This window comes from Acinetobacter sp. USHLN143, assembly GCF_037145695.1.
In the GTDB taxonomy this organism is placed as follows: Bacteria; Pseudomonadota; Gammaproteobacteria; order Pseudomonadales; family Moraxellaceae; genus Acinetobacter; species Acinetobacter fasciculus.
Genome location: NZ_JBBCWZ010000033.1, coordinates 1 through 14,414 on the forward strand (window position 1 = coordinate 1; position 14,414 = coordinate 14,414).

18 protein-coding genes and 1 pseudogene are annotated in these 14,414 nt (G+C 42.6%); 12 read left to right on the plus strand and 7 right to left on the minus strand.

Annotated elements, in window-relative coordinates; all coding sequences use genetic code 11:
* The 3 genes from WFH18_RS09925 to WFH18_RS09935 all read right to left on the minus strand — a co-directional run.
* Positions 1–220, minus strand: a 220-nt coding sequence (locus tag WFH18_RS09925) for a transposase domain-containing protein (RefSeq protein WP_336754791.1), incomplete at its 3' end; no start/stop codon positions are given.
* A 94-nt stretch (positions 221–314) separates the two neighbouring features.
* Entirely contained in the window at positions 315–866 is a 552-nt protein-coding gene (locus tag WFH18_RS09930) for a hypothetical protein (RefSeq protein WP_148334982.1), read from the minus strand.
* A 104-nt stretch (positions 867–970) separates the two neighbouring features.
* Positions 971–1,426, minus strand: coding sequence for an Hsp20 family protein (locus WFH18_RS09935; RefSeq protein ID WP_148334983.1), 456 nt, complete (start codon positions 1,424–1,426; stop codon positions 971–973).
* 282 nt (positions 1,427–1,708) lie between these two features.
* On the opposite strand from WFH18_RS09935, the gene WFH18_RS09940 reads away from it, so the two are divergent.
* The 8 genes and pseudogenes from WFH18_RS09940 to WFH18_RS09975 all read left to right on the plus strand — a co-directional run bounded on the left by WFH18_RS09940 (position 1,709) and on the right by WFH18_RS09975 (position 4,748).
* A complete protein-coding gene (locus WFH18_RS09940; RefSeq protein WP_148334984.1) occupies positions 1,709–2,329 on the plus strand; it encodes a glutathione S-transferase family protein in 621 nt (206 codons plus the stop codon).
* Between the two features lie 74 nt (positions 2,330–2,403).
* Complete coding sequence (locus tag WFH18_RS09945; protein WP_004647523.1) at positions 2,404–2,694, plus strand: hypothetical protein; 291 nt, start codon at positions 2,404–2,406, stop codon at positions 2,692–2,694.
* A 7-nt stretch (positions 2,695–2,701) separates the two neighbouring features.
* A complete protein-coding gene (locus WFH18_RS09950; RefSeq protein WP_336018768.1) occupies positions 2,702–3,124 on the plus strand; it encodes a YqaA family protein in 423 nt (140 codons plus the stop codon).
* 194 nt (positions 3,125–3,318) lie between these two features.
* A complete protein-coding gene (gene rpmI, locus WFH18_RS09955) occupies positions 3,319–3,513 on the plus strand; it encodes a 50S ribosomal protein L35 (RefSeq protein WP_004278281.1) in 195 nt (64 codons plus the stop codon).
* Between the two features lie 11 nt (positions 3,514–3,524).
* A complete protein-coding gene (rplT, locus tag WFH18_RS09960; RefSeq protein ID WP_004647525.1) occupies positions 3,525–3,884 on the plus strand; it encodes a 50S ribosomal protein L20 in 360 nt (119 codons plus the stop codon).
* Positions 3,885–4,039: 155 nt separating this feature from the next.
* The gene (locus WFH18_RS09965; RefSeq protein ID WP_004732946.1) at positions 4,040–4,195 is read left to right on the plus strand and encodes a hypothetical protein; all 156 of its coding nucleotides are present in this window, start codon (positions 4,040–4,042) and stop codon (positions 4,193–4,195) included.
* Positions 4,196–4,210: 15 nt separating this feature from the next.
* A pseudogene (locus WFH18_RS09970) lies at positions 4,211–4,348 on the plus strand (GNAT family N-acetyltransferase); the annotation flags it as partial.
* A gap of 262 nt (positions 4,349–4,610) precedes the next feature.
* Positions 4,611–4,748 carry a hypothetical protein gene (locus tag WFH18_RS09975; protein ID WP_017398042.1) on the plus strand — a complete coding sequence of 46 codons (138 nt, stop codon included), beginning with the start codon at positions 4,611–4,613 and terminating at the stop codon, positions 4,746–4,748.
* 186 nt (positions 4,749–4,934) lie between these two features.
* Here the strand turns inward: WFH18_RS09975 and WFH18_RS09980 are convergent, their stop codons facing one another.
* Complete coding sequence (locus WFH18_RS09980; RefSeq protein ID WP_148334986.1) at positions 4,935–5,960, minus strand: hypothetical protein; 1,026 nt, start codon at positions 5,958–5,960, stop codon at positions 4,935–4,937.
* Between the two features lie 159 nt (positions 5,961–6,119).
* Here WFH18_RS09980 and pheS point away from each other — a divergent pair, with 159 nt between their 5' ends.
* The 3 genes from pheS (at position 6,120) to WFH18_RS09995 (ending at position 9,910) form a co-directional block, all read left to right on the plus strand.
* Positions 6,120–7,100, plus strand: a complete 981-nt coding sequence (gene pheS / locus WFH18_RS09985; protein ID WP_004278272.1) for a phenylalanine--tRNA ligase subunit alpha — start codon at positions 6,120–6,122, stop codon at positions 7,098–7,100.
* A gap of 135 nt (positions 7,101–7,235) precedes the next feature.
* Positions 7,236–9,617, plus strand: a complete 2,382-nt coding sequence (gene pheT / locus WFH18_RS09990; protein WP_148334987.1) for a phenylalanine--tRNA ligase subunit beta — start codon at positions 7,236–7,238, stop codon at positions 9,615–9,617.
* Positions 9,614–9,910, plus strand: a complete 297-nt coding sequence (locus WFH18_RS09995; RefSeq protein WP_004278269.1) for an integration host factor subunit alpha — start codon at positions 9,614–9,616, stop codon at positions 9,908–9,910. The genes pheT and WFH18_RS09995 overlap by 4 nt, the downstream gene beginning before the upstream one ends.
* A gap of 102 nt (positions 9,911–10,012) precedes the next feature.
* Here the strand turns inward: WFH18_RS09995 and WFH18_RS10000 are convergent, their stop codons facing one another.
* From WFH18_RS10000 to trxA, 3 genes are all read right to left on the minus strand, one after another.
* The gene (locus tag WFH18_RS10000) at positions 10,013–10,312 is read right to left on the minus strand and encodes a hypothetical protein (RefSeq protein WP_005250791.1); all 300 of its coding nucleotides are present in this window, start codon (positions 10,310–10,312) and stop codon (positions 10,013–10,015) included.
* Between the two features lie 401 nt (positions 10,313–10,713).
* The gene (gene rho / locus WFH18_RS10005) at positions 10,714–11,982 is read right to left on the minus strand and encodes a transcription termination factor Rho (protein ID WP_004278267.1); all 1,269 of its coding nucleotides are present in this window, start codon (positions 11,980–11,982) and stop codon (positions 10,714–10,716) included.
* A 322-nt stretch (positions 11,983–12,304) separates the two neighbouring features.
* The gene (gene trxA / locus WFH18_RS10010; RefSeq protein ID WP_005250793.1) at positions 12,305–12,631 is read right to left on the minus strand and encodes a thioredoxin; all 327 of its coding nucleotides are present in this window, start codon (positions 12,629–12,631) and stop codon (positions 12,305–12,307) included.
* A 260-nt stretch (positions 12,632–12,891) separates the two neighbouring features.
* Here trxA and ppx point away from each other — a divergent pair, with 260 nt between their 5' ends.
* A complete protein-coding gene (gene ppx / locus WFH18_RS10015) occupies positions 12,892–14,412 on the plus strand; it encodes an exopolyphosphatase (RefSeq protein WP_005095810.1) in 1,521 nt (506 codons plus the stop codon).
* Positions 14,413–14,414 lie beyond the last annotated feature (2 nt).

The following is a 14,414-nucleotide window of genomic DNA, read 5'->3' on the forward strand; positions in this document are numbered from 1 at the left end:
GTTGCTCTACGACATACCCGATCGGTTGATCTCGAAATAGGGCAAGCCCAATTACCAGCCATACCACATGTTCGGCAGGTAATTTTCTTCTCCTGATAGAAGCCTTACCTGTTTGATGTAGGCTTTCTTTAATCCAGTTTAAATCAATGAGTTCACTGAAATGGCTGAGTGAAGGCAAAGAATGTTGAAGGGTGCAATCTAAATTTTCAGATAAAGTCATAAAAAAAATGAGCGTATTGGCATACACTCATTTTTACTACATTTTTCTAATGTCTGCTTAACTGACTGGCATTACTGCATATGCAGGGCTTTTTTTATGCTCTAAAGTTCCAGGCACTTTGTATGGCCTGCATAATCTGTTGAGCTTGCGGGCGGGAAAACATCGACAGCTGAATCCGGAAAAATCCAAGACAAATTTGATTTATTAGACCGGATTGATGCAATTTAAAATCCAAAGTGCCATCACGTTGACTAATCACATGCGCTGGCATGTTATAGAGCCAGCTTTTGAGATGTGCTTTGAGAGAAGCATAGCGTGGATTCAGAAAGCTATACTGTACCGAATGTCGTTTTAAGCACAGGCTGATGCGGAAACCGGCCAAAGTATAATAAATAGCTTGTGAGGTGATTTTCAGTTTAGTTCCCAGCATAAGCAGCGAAAGACCAAGAAAGCCGCCAATATAAATATAAAAGTCAGGAGACTCCTGCCATAAAAATAATAGTCCTTGGAAAAAACTGGAATTGCTATGCACACTGCTGAAATAAAAAATGCTGAATATTCCGACCGGATAACAAAACAGTAAATATCCCATAGCGCGCATGATCGGGCTAGCTTGATGAAACAGGATGTTTTCTGGCACATTCATGGTTTATTTTTATGATCAGAAAGCGTATTGCCTTAATGAGCTTAGGTAATCTGTAGCCAAAAAGAAAGGCCCTTTCGGACCTTCCTTTGCGTACTTAATCAAGCTTATTCCACTGATTTTTCATCGTTTGCAATGAGCAGTTTATTGCCAATCGGGATTTGACGTGGCAATTTTTCTTCTGGAATAATGCGCTGCAAGTCGATGATCAATAAACCATTTTCATAGTCTGCCTGTTGTACCTCAATATATTCATCCAGACGTAAAGACAATTTAAATGCACGTCGCGCAATGCCTTTGTACAGGAATTCAATACTGTCATTGCTCTGGTTTTCAGGCTTGCCTAGGATGGTCAGCAACTTATTTTCCAGACGAATGTCGAGTTCTTCCTGACAAAAACCCGCAGTTGCCACCACGATGCGGTAATTATTCTCACCATGCTTTTCGATATTATACGGTGGATAATTCGGTGCATCGCTTTGCATGGCATAGTCAATAAAGTCATTCAAGCGATCAAAACCAATACTACGACGAAATAATGGATGAAGATTTAAGTTACTCATGATTAGAACCTTCTCACTTAAGCAAAGTTATAAAAACAAGAAAATAAGATCTGTCATGTCAAACATCGACAGGGCATAAGATTGACCTAATCCTTATGCAGAAATAAATATGTGTTTGGGGCTGAAATTTTCAAGATCAAAAATAAAAAACATATAAATTTTTAATAAGATTTTGATATCTATTAGAAAATAATTTTTAAATGCAGACTTGTTGTTTCTTTCTAAATCCTCTATGTTGAGTACATCGTCGCACAGTCAAAGTGCAGGGAGTATTAAAAGAAAATGATCGATTTATATTATTGGGGCACCCCCAACGGCCATAAAATTAGTATTGCTCTAGAAGAAATGGGGCTGGAATATCAAATTATTCCCATCAATATTCTGGAAAATGACCAGTTCCAGTCCGATTTTCTGGCTATTTCTCCCAATAATAAAATCCCGGCAATTGTTGATCAGGATGGGCCACATGGCCGAGCTATTTCAATTTTTGAGTCAGGTGCGATTTTGCAATATCTGGGTCGCAAAACAGGTTTGTTTTATCCAGCTGACGAAGTGAAGCGTATTCAGGTTGAACAGTGGTTGATGTGGCAAATGGGTGGTTTGGGGCCGATGCTCGGGCAAAATCATCACTTTAGTCGTTTTGCGCCTGAGCGGATTGCTTATGCTACAGAACGTTATGTCAATGAAAGCAAACGTTTATATGGGGTGTTGAATAAACAGCTGGTCGGGCAGGATTATGTTGCCGGCGAATATTCTATTGCAGATATGGCGATATTTCCGTGGTTATTACGGCATGACTGGCAGCAGATCAATCTGGAAGATTATCCTGAAGTTTCCAAATATATCGATCGATTGAATGCACGTCCTGCGGTTCAGAAAGCGCTGGCGATACAGGTCAGTTAAGCGTCTACCTTTATGCTAAAATAGCCTTAAGCAAATAAAGCCACCCTTACGGTGGTTTTTTATTGGATGGATATATGAACGATTTTCTTCTGAACTTTACCAAGATTGTTGAAAGTAATACCCGGATTTACTGGAGCATTCTTTTCGGCATTGCTGCATGTTTAGTGCTGTATGTTGCTGAAATTGTGCATATCGATCAGGTGATTGCTGCCCTAAATACCAAAGATCAGCAGATTTTACGTGCTGCAATTGCACCGCTCAATGAGCAGTATAAATGGGCGCGGATCATGGCGATGGTGACTGCAGTCGTTTGGTCCAGTTGGGAATATAGTAAAGCCAAGAAAAAAATGGGCTTGAGCCGTTAATGCTGTAATGAGCCTGTTTTTACTGTTTCTGTCGGCCTTTGGTGCAGCGACCTTGCTGCCTTTACAGTCTGAAGCTGTTTTGCTGGGGCTTTTAGTGCAGAACAAGCAGCATGCAGTGCTGTTAATTGCGGTGGCCAGTCTGGGCAATATTCTGGGGTCCTGCGTCAACTGGTATCTGGGTCTCAAGATTGAGCATTATAAAAATAAAAAGTGGTTTCCGGTTTCAGAAGACAAGATGCTCAAGGCGCAAAAGACCTATCAGAAATATGGTTACTGGTCTTTACTGCTGAGCTGGGTGCCTATCATTGGTGATCCGATTACCCTGATTGCGGGACTATTAAAAGAAAACCTCGTCCGTTTTCTGCTGATGGTCAGCATCGCTAAAATTGGACGTTATCTGTTTGTCTATGCGGCCTTTGCCATGTTCTAAACTTGAAAATAATTTTCCTGATTCAGTCTTGGATATTTTTTCAGACTGAAATCCTAAAATCATTCTTTAAATTCGCTTATTGGGTGAAGATGCTTTTGTTTTAAACAAAGATGCTTTAGAATACTCGCTCCCTTACCTGCAGGTCGTTTTGTAATGGTGCAAACGAGCCGAACAGGTGTTCAAAAGAGGTTGTTATGCCTAAGATGAAAACTCGCCGTGGTGCAGCTAAACGCTTTAAAGCGACTGCTAACGGTTTTAAGCGTAAACAAGCGTTCAAACGCCACATTTTGACCAAAAAATCTGCTAAGCGTATTCGTCAATTGCGCGGCTGTGTAATGGTTCACGTAAGTGACGTTGCTTCAGTTCGTCGTATGTGCCCGTACATCTAAGGAGATTATAAATGGCTCGTGTAAAACGTGGTGTACAGGCTCATCGCCGTCACAAAAAAATTCTTGCTCGCGCTAAAGGTTACTATGGTGCTCGTTCACGCGTTTACCGCGTAGCGTTCCAGGCGGTAATCAAAGCTGGTCAATATGCTTACCGTGACCGTCGTCAGAAGAAACGTCAATTCCGCGCTTTGTGGATTGCACGTATCAACGCTGGTGCTCGTCAAAATGGTTTGTCGTACAGCCGTATGATCGCTGGCTTGAAAAAAGCTCAAGTGATTATCGACCGTCGCGTACTTGCTGACATCGCTATGCATGACGCAGTTGCGTTTGCTGCTTTAGCTTCTAAAGCTAAAGATGCATTGGCTGCATAAGTCTTTATGACTTGAAAAAAGACCGCCATTTGGTGGTCTTTTTTTATGCTTAAATAAAAGTAGTCATTTTAAATATTATTTAAAAATCAGTATTGTAAATCTTATATTTTTTAGTCATTGTTAAATTGCATAATCAAAAATAAGGCTTAAAAATAATGATTCGACTTGCCACCCAACACGATGTCCTGCCGATTGCCCAAGTGCATGTACAAAGCTGGCGTGAAAGCTATCAAAATATCATTAAACCAGAAATTCTCGATAAGTTGAGTGTAGAACAAAGAGCCGCCTTGTGGCGTTCTGTGCTTGAATAGGAGAATCGACGGGTATTTGTCTATGAAGAAAATGCTCAAGTTTTGGGTTTTTCTGCTTTTAATTTTCCGGTAGATGCGCCAATCAGTGAATTGAGAGCACTTTATTTGCTTCAAAATATTCAAGGTCGCGGCATTGGACGTGATTTGGTTTAATTGGGTCTGGGTTTAAGTCGAGAAAAATCCTATCAGCATATGCAATGCAGCGTATTGAACCTGAATTCCAGTCGTTATTTTTATGAAAAGACCGGCGCCTATTTTGTCAGTGAAGGAGATGCCAGTGATCTGGGCGAAAATCTTAAAGACTTATATTATCAATGGAATCTCTAACTTTTAATCCACCCGGATCATGGAAAATAATTTAGTGCTCGAGCTAACATCAGTGACAAAAATATAGGGCAGGGTGAAATCCAGTTATGTGATCGATGGTAATTATACGCGTAGCATTCCGGTCAAATGGGCGGAGATTGATACCGTGATCTGGCTAGATTTATCCTTTTATCTCAATATATCCATCGGTCAATTAAGAGAGCATTTCCGGGCGATCAGCAAATAACAGCTTTGGCTTATTCAAACAATGCTGAAATTTTCAGGCAGATGCTTCACCTCAATTTTATAATAGGTTGTATGATCAAAACTCATCACAAAAATCGTCAGTATTACTTCAAGCTGATGTCTGCTCCTGAGTATCAACATCTCCATTGAATTCTGCCCGGGATGTTCAATCTTTTCTGGTAAAATGTTAAAGGCCGAAATAGTAGCCAATCAGACAGATAATCACGGTAATCACAATTAAGGTCAGCACATTTGCAGACGAACTGGATTTTCCTGGGTCCTGAGGTTTTTCTGCTTTAGAAATTTTTGGTGAACGATCTTCAGTACTCATACCGATAAATGGATCAGGTGCAACTTTAGGGGTAAGCTGCGCGGTCTTATAGTGATTGGCGACTTTGCTGATGAATTTAGCACTTAAATCATCAATTTTTTGCGAAAAATGTCGCAGGTTAAGTTGCTGCTCCGGGCTGAGTACTTCGCCATCTGCACGATAGGGATGCTGGATTTTCGTTTGAATAAAGTCATTTAAGGCGTCTAGGCGGTACAAAGTCTGGTGAGCATAATCCGCTGAATAGTCAGTGGGAATTAAGGCCAAATGACTTTCGCTATCGGCTTGAATGGCAGGCATGGTGCCGTAATAAGGCAAATTGGTATATGCAGGTTCGGTAAAATCTTGGGCAAGGCTACTTTCAAACAGTTCATGATCGGTATAGGCCTGAATATCATCCCAGTTTGGGGCTTCCAGATCGACATCAATGCGCTTGGCCAGTTTAGGATTTAGCTCATAACACCAGAATGTTTCATGGCGTAAAGGGGATTGCTGTGATTTAGGTGCTTCGTAATCATTGTCTGCGCTGTACCATTCAGGCAGTTCCTTGCCGATGATCCAGGCAGTTTTGGTTTTAGCACCATGACTGACAATAAAATGTGCCAGTGGTAATAGCTCAACATTGGCATTCGGATTTTTTTCATCAACCAGTAAATCAGAGCGATGCAAGCTAAGGCGACGCACACCTTGTTTTTTCAAGCCTTCCAGCCAGATCTGGAAATGCTGGGCCAGCAGATGTTGTGACATCAGATCCCGAAAGGCAAACTGATGCTGATTAAAAATGGAATGTTGAATCCAACGATTGAAACTCAGGTCCTGAGTCAAATACTCATTGCCGTAAGTGACGAGGGTCAGTTGCTGTTTCCAAATTTGATCGAGTGCCATAGTGATTTGATCTGATTGATATTGTGTTTATCTTATACTTTTTATATTTAATCATGCCAATCTAATTTTCCTTAAAACGCATCTTCATCAAAGTGTCTAAAAACTGTTAGAATGTGGGGTTTTTAAAATATTTTTTAACCTGTTGCTTTGAGAGTTACTATGTCACTGGAAGCCCTGACCACTGAAGCGCTCGCTGCGATTGCAGCAGCTCAAGACCTTGCTGCACTTGATCAAGTACGAGTGCAATTTACGGGGAAAAAAAGCCAGCTCGCGGAACAATCTAAGTCGCTTGGTAAAATGGATCCCGAAGAACGTAAAGTCTTCGGCGCACAAATCCATGCTGTACGTGAAACTATTACCGCTGCATTGACCTCACGTCAGGCAGAATTGCATAAAGCTGCCTTAGAACAAAAACTGGCAAGCGAAACCATTGATATTACTTTACCAGGTCGTGGCCAACAGGTGGGCAGTATCCATCCAGTGACCCAGGTGCAAGAGCGTATTTGCCAGTTCTTTACCAAGGCAGGTTTTACGGTTGCAACAGGTCCTGAAGTTGAAGATGACTACCACAACTTTGAAGCACTGAACATTCCGGGTCATCACCCGGCGCGTGCCATGCACGATACCTTCTATTTTGATGTGAACCATTTGCTGCGTACGCATACGTCTGGTGTACAGATTCGTACCATGGAAACCCAGCAACCACCAATCCAGATCGTGTGTCCGGGCCGTGTTTACCGTTGTGATTCGGATCAAACCCACTCACCGATGTTCCATCAGATCGAAGGTTTATACGTGGCTGAAAATACCAGCTTCGCGGAACTGAAAGGTTTGCTGATTAACCTGCTGAACGAATTCTTCGAAAAAGATTTGAAAGTACGTTTCCGTCCATCTTATTTCCCGTTCACAGAGCCGAGTGCGGAAGTGGATATTATGGATGAACGCGGTCGCTGGTTAGAAGTATTGGGCTGCGGTATGGTGCATCCGAATGTGCTGCAAGCTGCAGGCATTGATCCTGAAAAATACAAAGGCTTTGCTTTTGGTCTGGGTGTTGAACGTTTTGCAATGCTGCGTTATGGCGTAAATGACTTACGTATGTTCTTCCAAAACGATGTGCGTTTCTTACGCCAGTTTGCTTAAAACTTTTTAATAATCCTCTCCTAACCTCTTCTTTTAAAAAGGAGAGGGACTCCGCGAAATAGATGGAGTTCTCCCCCTTTGGAAAATGGGGAGCAGAGGGGGATTCTAGAGATTTGAATTACAGGTTTTATATCAATGAAAATTAGCGAAAATTGGCTACGCACATGGGTTAACCCAGCCATCGATAGCGAAAAACTTTCTGATCAACTGACCATGTTGGGTCTGGAAGTGGATGAACTTGCGCCTGCAGCTAAACCCTTTACCGGCGTAGTGGTGGGGGAAGTCCTGACGGTAGAACAACATCCTGATGCAGATCGCTTGCGTGTGACCACTGTCAATATCGGTTCAGGTGAGCCTCTACAAATTGTATGTGGTGCGCCAAATGTACGTGCTGGCATGAAAGCACCGGTTGCGACCATTGGTGCAGTACTTCCGGGTGATTTCAAAATCAAGAAAGGCAAGCTACGTGGTATCGAGTCACAAGGCATGCTGTGCGGCGCTTCAGAAATCGATTTGGAAGATAAAATTGATGGTTTGTTAGAGCTTCCAGCGGATGCACCAGTAGGTATGAACATTCGTGAATATCTAGACCTTGATGACAACGTGATTGACATCAGCATTACACCGAACCGTGGGGACTGCTTCAGTATTCGCGGGATCGCACGTGAAATTGGTGTGATTAACCAATTGCCAGTAACTGCCCCTGAAATTAAAGAAGTAGCTGCGACTATTAGCGAAGAAAAGAAAGTCGTTGTATCGACTGAAGGCTGTCCACGTTACTTGGGTCGTGTGATCAAGAACGTCAATACCAAGGCTGTGACTCCTGTATGGATGGAGCGTGCATTGGCACGTTCAGGTATCCGTCAGCACAGCATTCTGGTCGATATTACCAACTATGTGCTGATGGAGCTGGGTCAACCGCTACACGCATTTGATGGCGGCAAAGTTCAAGGCGCAGTACATGTACGTCAAGCGACAGAAGATGAAAAGTTAGTTTTGCTCAATGAACAAGAAGTGGAGCTGAATGAAAAAGTGATGGTGATTGCAGATGATGAAAAAGCATTGGCCATTGCTGGTATTATGGGTGGCTTGTTTTCAGCAGTCAGCGATGCAACCACTGAAATTTTCCTGGAATCAGCATTCTTCGCGCCACTGCATATTGCCGGTCGTGCACGTAGCTTTGGCCTGCATACTGATGCTTCTCAGCGTTATGAACGTGGTGTCGATTTTGAATTGCCATTGATCGCTATGCACCGCGCATCACAATTGATTGCGGAACTTGCGGGCGGTGAGTTTGGACCAATTACAGTTGCCGAAAATGCAGCATTATTGCCAACACGCGACGCAATTGAGTTGAATCAAGCACAAGTCGATCAACTGCTGGGTTATAGTGTTGACTCAGCGTTCATTACTGATGCTTTAAGCCGTTTAGGTTGTGAAGTTACAGTAAAAGCAGAAGGCGAGTGGTCAGTGGTACCGCCATCACATCGTTATGATATGGTGATTTACCAAGATTTGATCGAAGAAGTGGCGCGTATTCACGGTTATGACAATATTCAAATCAGCCTGCCTGTGATTGATGTGAAGCTGGCGAAATACCAAGATCAGTTTGAATTGGGCCAACTCCGTCAAACTGCCGTAACTTTAGGTTACCAAGAAGCGATCAGCTTTAGCTTCGCAGACCTAAAGCTTGAAAAGCAACTTAATTCCAGTGTGAATCCATTAGTATTAGCCAATCCAATTTCAAGTGATTTGGCAGTGATGCGTTCAACCTTGCTGTCTAGCCTTATTCCTTGTGTTCAGTACAATGTCAACCGCCAGCAAAGCCGTGTACGTTTCTTTGAGCTCGGTCTGCGTTTTGACTATCAAGAAGCCAGCAGCATCCATGATTTAAAACAGATTCCAACTTTTGCATTGATTGCGACTGGTTCACGTCATGCTGAATCTTGGCATGTGAAACCCGCTGCAATGGACTTCTTTGACTTTAAGGGTGATGTAGAAGAAATTTTGGCTGCTGGTCGTGTCAAAGTAGAATATGTGCGTTCAGAGCGTAGCTGGTTGCATCCTGGACAATCCGCAGAAATTCTCGTGAATGGTCAATCAATTGGTTACTTGGGGCGTTTACATCCCTCACTTGAAGACGAACTTGATCTGGCAACCACATGGGTAGCAGAATTGGATCAAGCGGCTGTTTTGCAAACTTATGTATCTAATTTTACAGAATTATCACGTTTTCCATCGGTTCGACGTGATATTGCGCTTTTAATTAGTGATAAGATTAATGTTAGCGAAATTCAGGGACTTATCGAAAAAACAGGCGGAGAGCTTTTAGACTCAACTTGGTTGTTCGATGTGTACACTGGACAAGGAGTAGAAGAAGGGAAACGCTCACTGGCATTTGCACTTCTCTGGCAGCATCCAAGCCGTACACTGGAAGATGCTGAAATTAAATCAGGTATGGATAATATCCTTCAAGTGTTAGAAAACACTTACCAAGCGACATTGAGGGCTTCATGACAGCACTAACTAAAGCAGAAATGGCTGATCATTTAAGTGAGCTCACGAGTTTAAACCGTCGTGAAGCAAAACAAATGGTTGAGTTGTTCTTCGATGAGATTAGCCAGGCGCTCATCTCAGGCGAGCAAGTAAAACTTTCGGGTTTTGGTAATTTCGAGTTGCGTGATAAGCGTCAACGTCCGGGCCGTAACCCGAAAACGGGTGAAGAGATTCCGATTTCTGCACGCCGTGTGGTCACCTTCCGTGCCGGACAGAAGTTCCGTCAACGTGTGGGAAATGAGCAGGTCAATTGATCTGCTTTTTAAAACTGGAATCTAATATCTTTAAATTCCAGTTTTAAAAATAAAAAAGAGAGCCAAAGGCTCTCTTTTTTTTGTACTGAATAATCTAGAAGATTATTGAGCAGCAGCTTCAGAAGCAGCAGTAGCTTCAGCAGCAGCATCAGTAGCAACTGCAGCAGCAGCATCAGCTTCAGCAGCAGCGTCAACTTCAGTAGCAACTTCAGAAGAAGCTTCAACGTCAGTAGCTTCTACAGCAGCAGCGTCAGCAGCAGCTTCAGCTTCAGAAGCAGCTTCTACAGCTTCAGAAGCAGCTTGGTTAGCGTCAGCAGCAGCGTCGTCAGCTTTTTTAGCACAACCAACGAAAGCTAAAGTAGTAGCAACTGCAGCAGCAATAGCGATTTTTTTGAATAACATGGCATCACTCTCTAAAAATTGAGATTAAAAAAAACCAAAGTTAGTCTGTTAAGTGCTTTTATTGTTCCTAATTGTGTTAGGGACTAACAACGCAGGAGCAGTCTAACTGGTCTGCAAATATGCTATCACTGCGCATTTTTAATTGCTACTGGCAATGATCAAAAAAGTACGGAAAAACGATAAAAAATAAGAAGTTTTTAACAGAAAATAACAATGGAATGAAACATTTAGATTGGAGAAAGGCTTGTTAAACACTTAAAAGTTATACAATTTTTAATCTGAATATTTTATTAATCAAAAACTTAAAAATAAGTTTACATAAATCAGGCTTGATTGTTTCATTCTGTAATTTATGTCAACCTAAAAAAGGCCACCGCTTAGGTGACCTTTCATTTGAAATTTTAATTTGAAGCTTTGCGTTTCATCTGATCAAAGAAATCATCGTTGGTCTTGGTTTCTTTCATGCGATCCAGTAAGAATTCCATTGCCGCCAACTCATCTTGAGTATGCAACAGCTTGCGCAGAATCCAGACTTTACGCAGATTGTCTTCTGACATCAGGCGTTCTTCACGGCGAGTACCAGATTTCTTGATGTTCATCGCAGGGAATACGCGCTTTTCTGCAATGCGACGATCAAGGGTAATTTCCTGGTTACCTGTACCTTTGAATTCTTCGTAAATCACTTCATCCATTTTACTACCGGTTTCAATCAGGGCAGTAGAAATGATGGTCAGTGAACCGCCTTCTTCGATATTACGTGCAGCACCGAAGAAACGTTTAGGGCGTTCTAAGGCATGTGCATCCACACCACCAGTCAGTACTTTGCCTGATGAAGGAATCACAGTGTTATAAGCACGTGCCAGACGGGTAATCGAGTCAAGCAAAATCACCACATCTTTCTTGTGCTCAACCAGACGTTTTGCTTTTTCAATCACCATTTCAGCAACTTGAACGTGACGTGCAGGAGATTCATCAAAGGTAGAAGCCACGACTTCACCGCGAACCGTACGTTCCATCTCGGTCACTTCTTCTGGACGTTCATCAATCAGGAGAACGATCAGAATAACTTCAGGATTATTGCGAACGATGGACTGTGCAATGCTTTGCAGCAGCATGGTTTTACCCGCTTTCGGCGGAGCCACAATAATTGAACGCTGGCCTTTACCAATCGGGGCCACTAGGTCGATCACACGGGTGGTTAAATCTTCAGTGGTACCATTGCCTAACTCCATCACCAACTGTTCGGTCGGGAATAATGGGGTCAAGTTTTCAAACAGAATCTTGTTACGTGAATTTTCAGGTGTGTCGTAGTTAATCTGATTGACTTTAAGTAAAGCAAAATAACGTTCGCCTTCTTTCGGCGGGCGAATGGTGCCAGTAATGGTGTCGCCAGTACGGAGGTTAAAACGACGAATTTGAGAAGGGCTGACATAGATATCGTCAGGACCTGCTAAATAAGAACCTGCGGCTGAGCGTAAAAAGCCAAAACCATCTGACAAAATTTCTAGAACGCCATCACCAAAAATCTCTTCGCCATTCATTGCATGACGTTTTAAGATGGCAAAAATAATGTCTTGCTTACGGTTACGAGCCATACCTTCGAGGCCCATAAACTCGGCAATCTTGATGAGTTCGCCAATCGGTTTTTTCTTGAGTTCGGTTAAATTCATAGGTGGTCAGATAGAATCAAAGTTCTGAGGTACAGGTTAGAAAGGGAGTAACATTCGGCCGCATACCAGCATTCAAACGAAAGCAATTGAATTTGCAAAAGAACAATTCAGAGATCTGTTTGAGTGTTTCAAAGGAAAATGTGGAAAACAATTTCTATTGCCGAGCGGCATCTTATGTAATGTGTCTTGTAAGAAATTGACAGGATTTAGGATCCTTTATCTCTTGAGTAACGAATATAAGAGAAAATGCTAGGTTTGTCAATTTATAGCCGAAAAAAATACGCGAGAATGAGTCGCGTATTTTTTACTAAAAATGCTGTGCTTAGATATTGTCATCAATAAATGCTGTCAGTTTAGATTTTGGTGCAGCACCGACTTGAGTCGCAACAACTTCACCATTTTTGAACATCAACAAAGCCGGGATGTTACGGATGTTGAAATTTACAGCAGTTTGTTCGCAAGAAGTTACGTCAACTTTCACGATTTTAACTTTACCTTGGTATTCATCAGCAAGCACTTCAAGCACGGGTGCAATTGCTTTACATGGTGCACACCAGCCTGCCCAAAAGTCCACCAGTACAGGAACGTCTGATTGAAGAACGTCTGCTTCGAAGTTTGCGTCAGTAGTGTTTATGATGTTGCCAGACATGGAATGTGCTCCAGATTAATATTTTAAAGATAACTAATTATTAGTATTACATAGCCATCTTTAACAATGTAGGGGAATCTGTAAATTTTCAATGCTTAATGTTATTTTGTCTAATGGATGATCACGATAGTGATGATCGTGTCTCACTATTATTCCCGATACAAAAAAGAATAAGGCATTAAATTGTCGCTACAAATGGCTTTTAAATTGCATGCATGTGAATTACTCTAAGCACAATTCGTTAAAGGTTTATTTCTGGAATGTCTGACTTTTTGATTGATGAAGAATTACTTGCCGCCATCGATATGGGATCAAACAGCTTTCATTTGGCCATCGCCCGTGTAGACCATGGCGAAGTGAAGAAAGTGGCATCAATGTCAGAAAAAGTTCAGCTTGCCGCAGGACTAGACGAAAATAAGAATTTAACCGAAGCCGCCCAGCAACGCGGTTTGGCCTGTCTGGCCCGTTTTGTCGGACGTTTAGGCGCAGTTCAGCCAAACCGCTTGCGGATCGTGGCGACAAATGCTTTGCGTCAAGCCAAAAACGGCCATGAATTTATCCAGAAAGCTGCAGAAATTTTACCGAAACCGATCGAAATTATTGCCGGCCGTGAAGAAGCTCGTCTGATTTATCTGGGTGTGTCGCATACCATGGCCAACAGCGGTCGTCGTCTGGTGGTTGATATCGGTGGCGGTTCAACTGAGCTGATTATCGGTGAGGAATTCGAGCCGATTCATACTGAATCGGTACAAATGGGCTGTGTAGCGTTTACCAAGGCCTATTTTCAGGATGGCGAAATCAGTGCCAAAGCCTTTGATAAAGCAGTCACTGCGGCACGTAAAGAAATTTCCGGAATTGCCAATACTTATAAAGAAGCCGGTTGGGATGCTGTCGTCGGCTCGAGTGGTACCATTAAGGCCTGTCGTCAGATTTGTATCAATATGGGCTGGAGCAATGACAAAGAACAGCTCACTCGTGAAGGCCTGGAAAAACTCAAAGACAAACTGCTCAAATATAAATATGTCTCGGATATGGAATTCGAAGGTCTCAAAGAAGACCGCCGCGCGGTATTGCCGGCTGGGATTGCCATTCTCTATGCTGTATTTGATGTGCTCGGAATTAATCATCTGGTTTATTCGGATGGTGCGCTGCGTGAAGGCGTGATGTATGACTTGCTGGGCCGTTTCAAGCATGAAGATATCCGTGATCGTTCCGTACATGCCCTGATTGGTCGTTATAATGCCGATGCCAAACAGGCCGAGCGTGTGGTCCAGACTGCACAAAAACTGTTTAATGACGTGGAACATGAACTGGGCCTGACGATAGAGGATAGCGATCTGTTACGTCGTGCTGCCTATCTGCATGAGATTGGTTTGGCGATCAGCCATAGTGGTTATCATCGTCATGGTGCGTATTTATTACAACACTCGGATATTGCCGGTTTCTCACAAGTCGACCAAAATCATTTGTCACATTTGGTCGCACACCATCGCCGCAAATTGCGCGTTGATGCCAAGCATGATGTGATGAAAGTCGGTGGATCGAAACTTTTATGGTTATGTTTGCTGCTTCGTCTGTCGGTTTTGGTCAATCACAGTCGTAGTGATGAGATGCTTCCTGCCATTGAACTCAAGGTTGAAAATGCGCAACAATGGCAGCTCAGCGTGTCTGGTGATGCCAAACAATGGCCATTGCTGGTGGCTGAACTGCATGATGAACAGCAGCAATTTAAAAATTGGGAGATTGAACTCTCGATTCAATCCGAACAGTTTGTTAATTAATA

What these genes read in the sequence shown, in the direction of transcription:
- WFH18_RS09930 (WP_148334982.1), bottom strand. Translation starts at nt 866, where the DNA reads ATGAATGTGCCAGAAAACATCCTGTTTCATCAAGCTAGCCCGATCATG.
- WFH18_RS09935 (WP_148334983.1), bottom strand. Translation starts at nt 1,426, where the DNA reads ATGAGTAACTTAAATCTTCATCCATTATTTCGTCGTAGTATTGGTTTT.
- WFH18_RS09940 (WP_148334984.1), top strand. Translation starts at nt 1,709, where the DNA reads ATGATCGATTTATATTATTGGGGCACCCCCAACGGCCATAAAATTAGT.
- WFH18_RS09945 (WP_004647523.1), top strand. Translation starts at nt 2,404, where the DNA reads ATGAACGATTTTCTTCTGAACTTTACCAAGATTGTTGAAAGTAATACC.
- WFH18_RS09950 (WP_336018768.1), top strand. Translation starts at nt 2,702, where the DNA reads ATGAGCCTGTTTTTACTGTTTCTGTCGGCCTTTGGTGCAGCGACCTTG.
- rpmI (WP_004278281.1), top strand. Translation starts at nt 3,319, where the DNA reads ATGCCTAAGATGAAAACTCGCCGTGGTGCAGCTAAACGCTTTAAAGCG.
- rplT (WP_004647525.1), top strand. Translation starts at nt 3,525, where the DNA reads ATGGCTCGTGTAAAACGTGGTGTACAGGCTCATCGCCGTCACAAAAAA.
- WFH18_RS09965 (WP_004732946.1), top strand. Translation starts at nt 4,040, where the DNA reads ATGATTCGACTTGCCACCCAACACGATGTCCTGCCGATTGCCCAAGTG.
- WFH18_RS09980 (WP_148334986.1), bottom strand. Translation starts at nt 5,960, where the DNA reads ATGGCACTCGATCAAATTTGGAAACAGCAACTGACCCTCGTCACTTAC.
- pheS (WP_004278272.1), top strand. Translation starts at nt 6,120, where the DNA reads ATGTCACTGGAAGCCCTGACCACTGAAGCGCTCGCTGCGATTGCAGCA.
- pheT (WP_148334987.1), top strand. Translation starts at nt 7,236, where the DNA reads ATGAAAATTAGCGAAAATTGGCTACGCACATGGGTTAACCCAGCCATC.
- WFH18_RS09995 (WP_004278269.1), top strand. Translation starts at nt 9,614, where the DNA reads ATGACAGCACTAACTAAAGCAGAAATGGCTGATCATTTAAGTGAGCTC.
- WFH18_RS10000 (WP_005250791.1), bottom strand. Translation starts at nt 10,312, where the DNA reads ATGTTATTCAAAAAAATCGCTATTGCTGCTGCAGTTGCTACTACTTTA.
- rho (WP_004278267.1), bottom strand. Translation starts at nt 11,982, where the DNA reads ATGAATTTAACCGAACTCAAGAAAAAACCGATTGGCGAACTCATCAAG.
- trxA (WP_005250793.1), bottom strand. Translation starts at nt 12,631, where the DNA reads ATGTCTGGCAACATCATAAACACTACTGACGCAAACTTCGAAGCAGAC.
- ppx (WP_005095810.1), top strand. Translation starts at nt 12,892, where the DNA reads ATGTCTGACTTTTTGATTGATGAAGAATTACTTGCCGCCATCGATATG.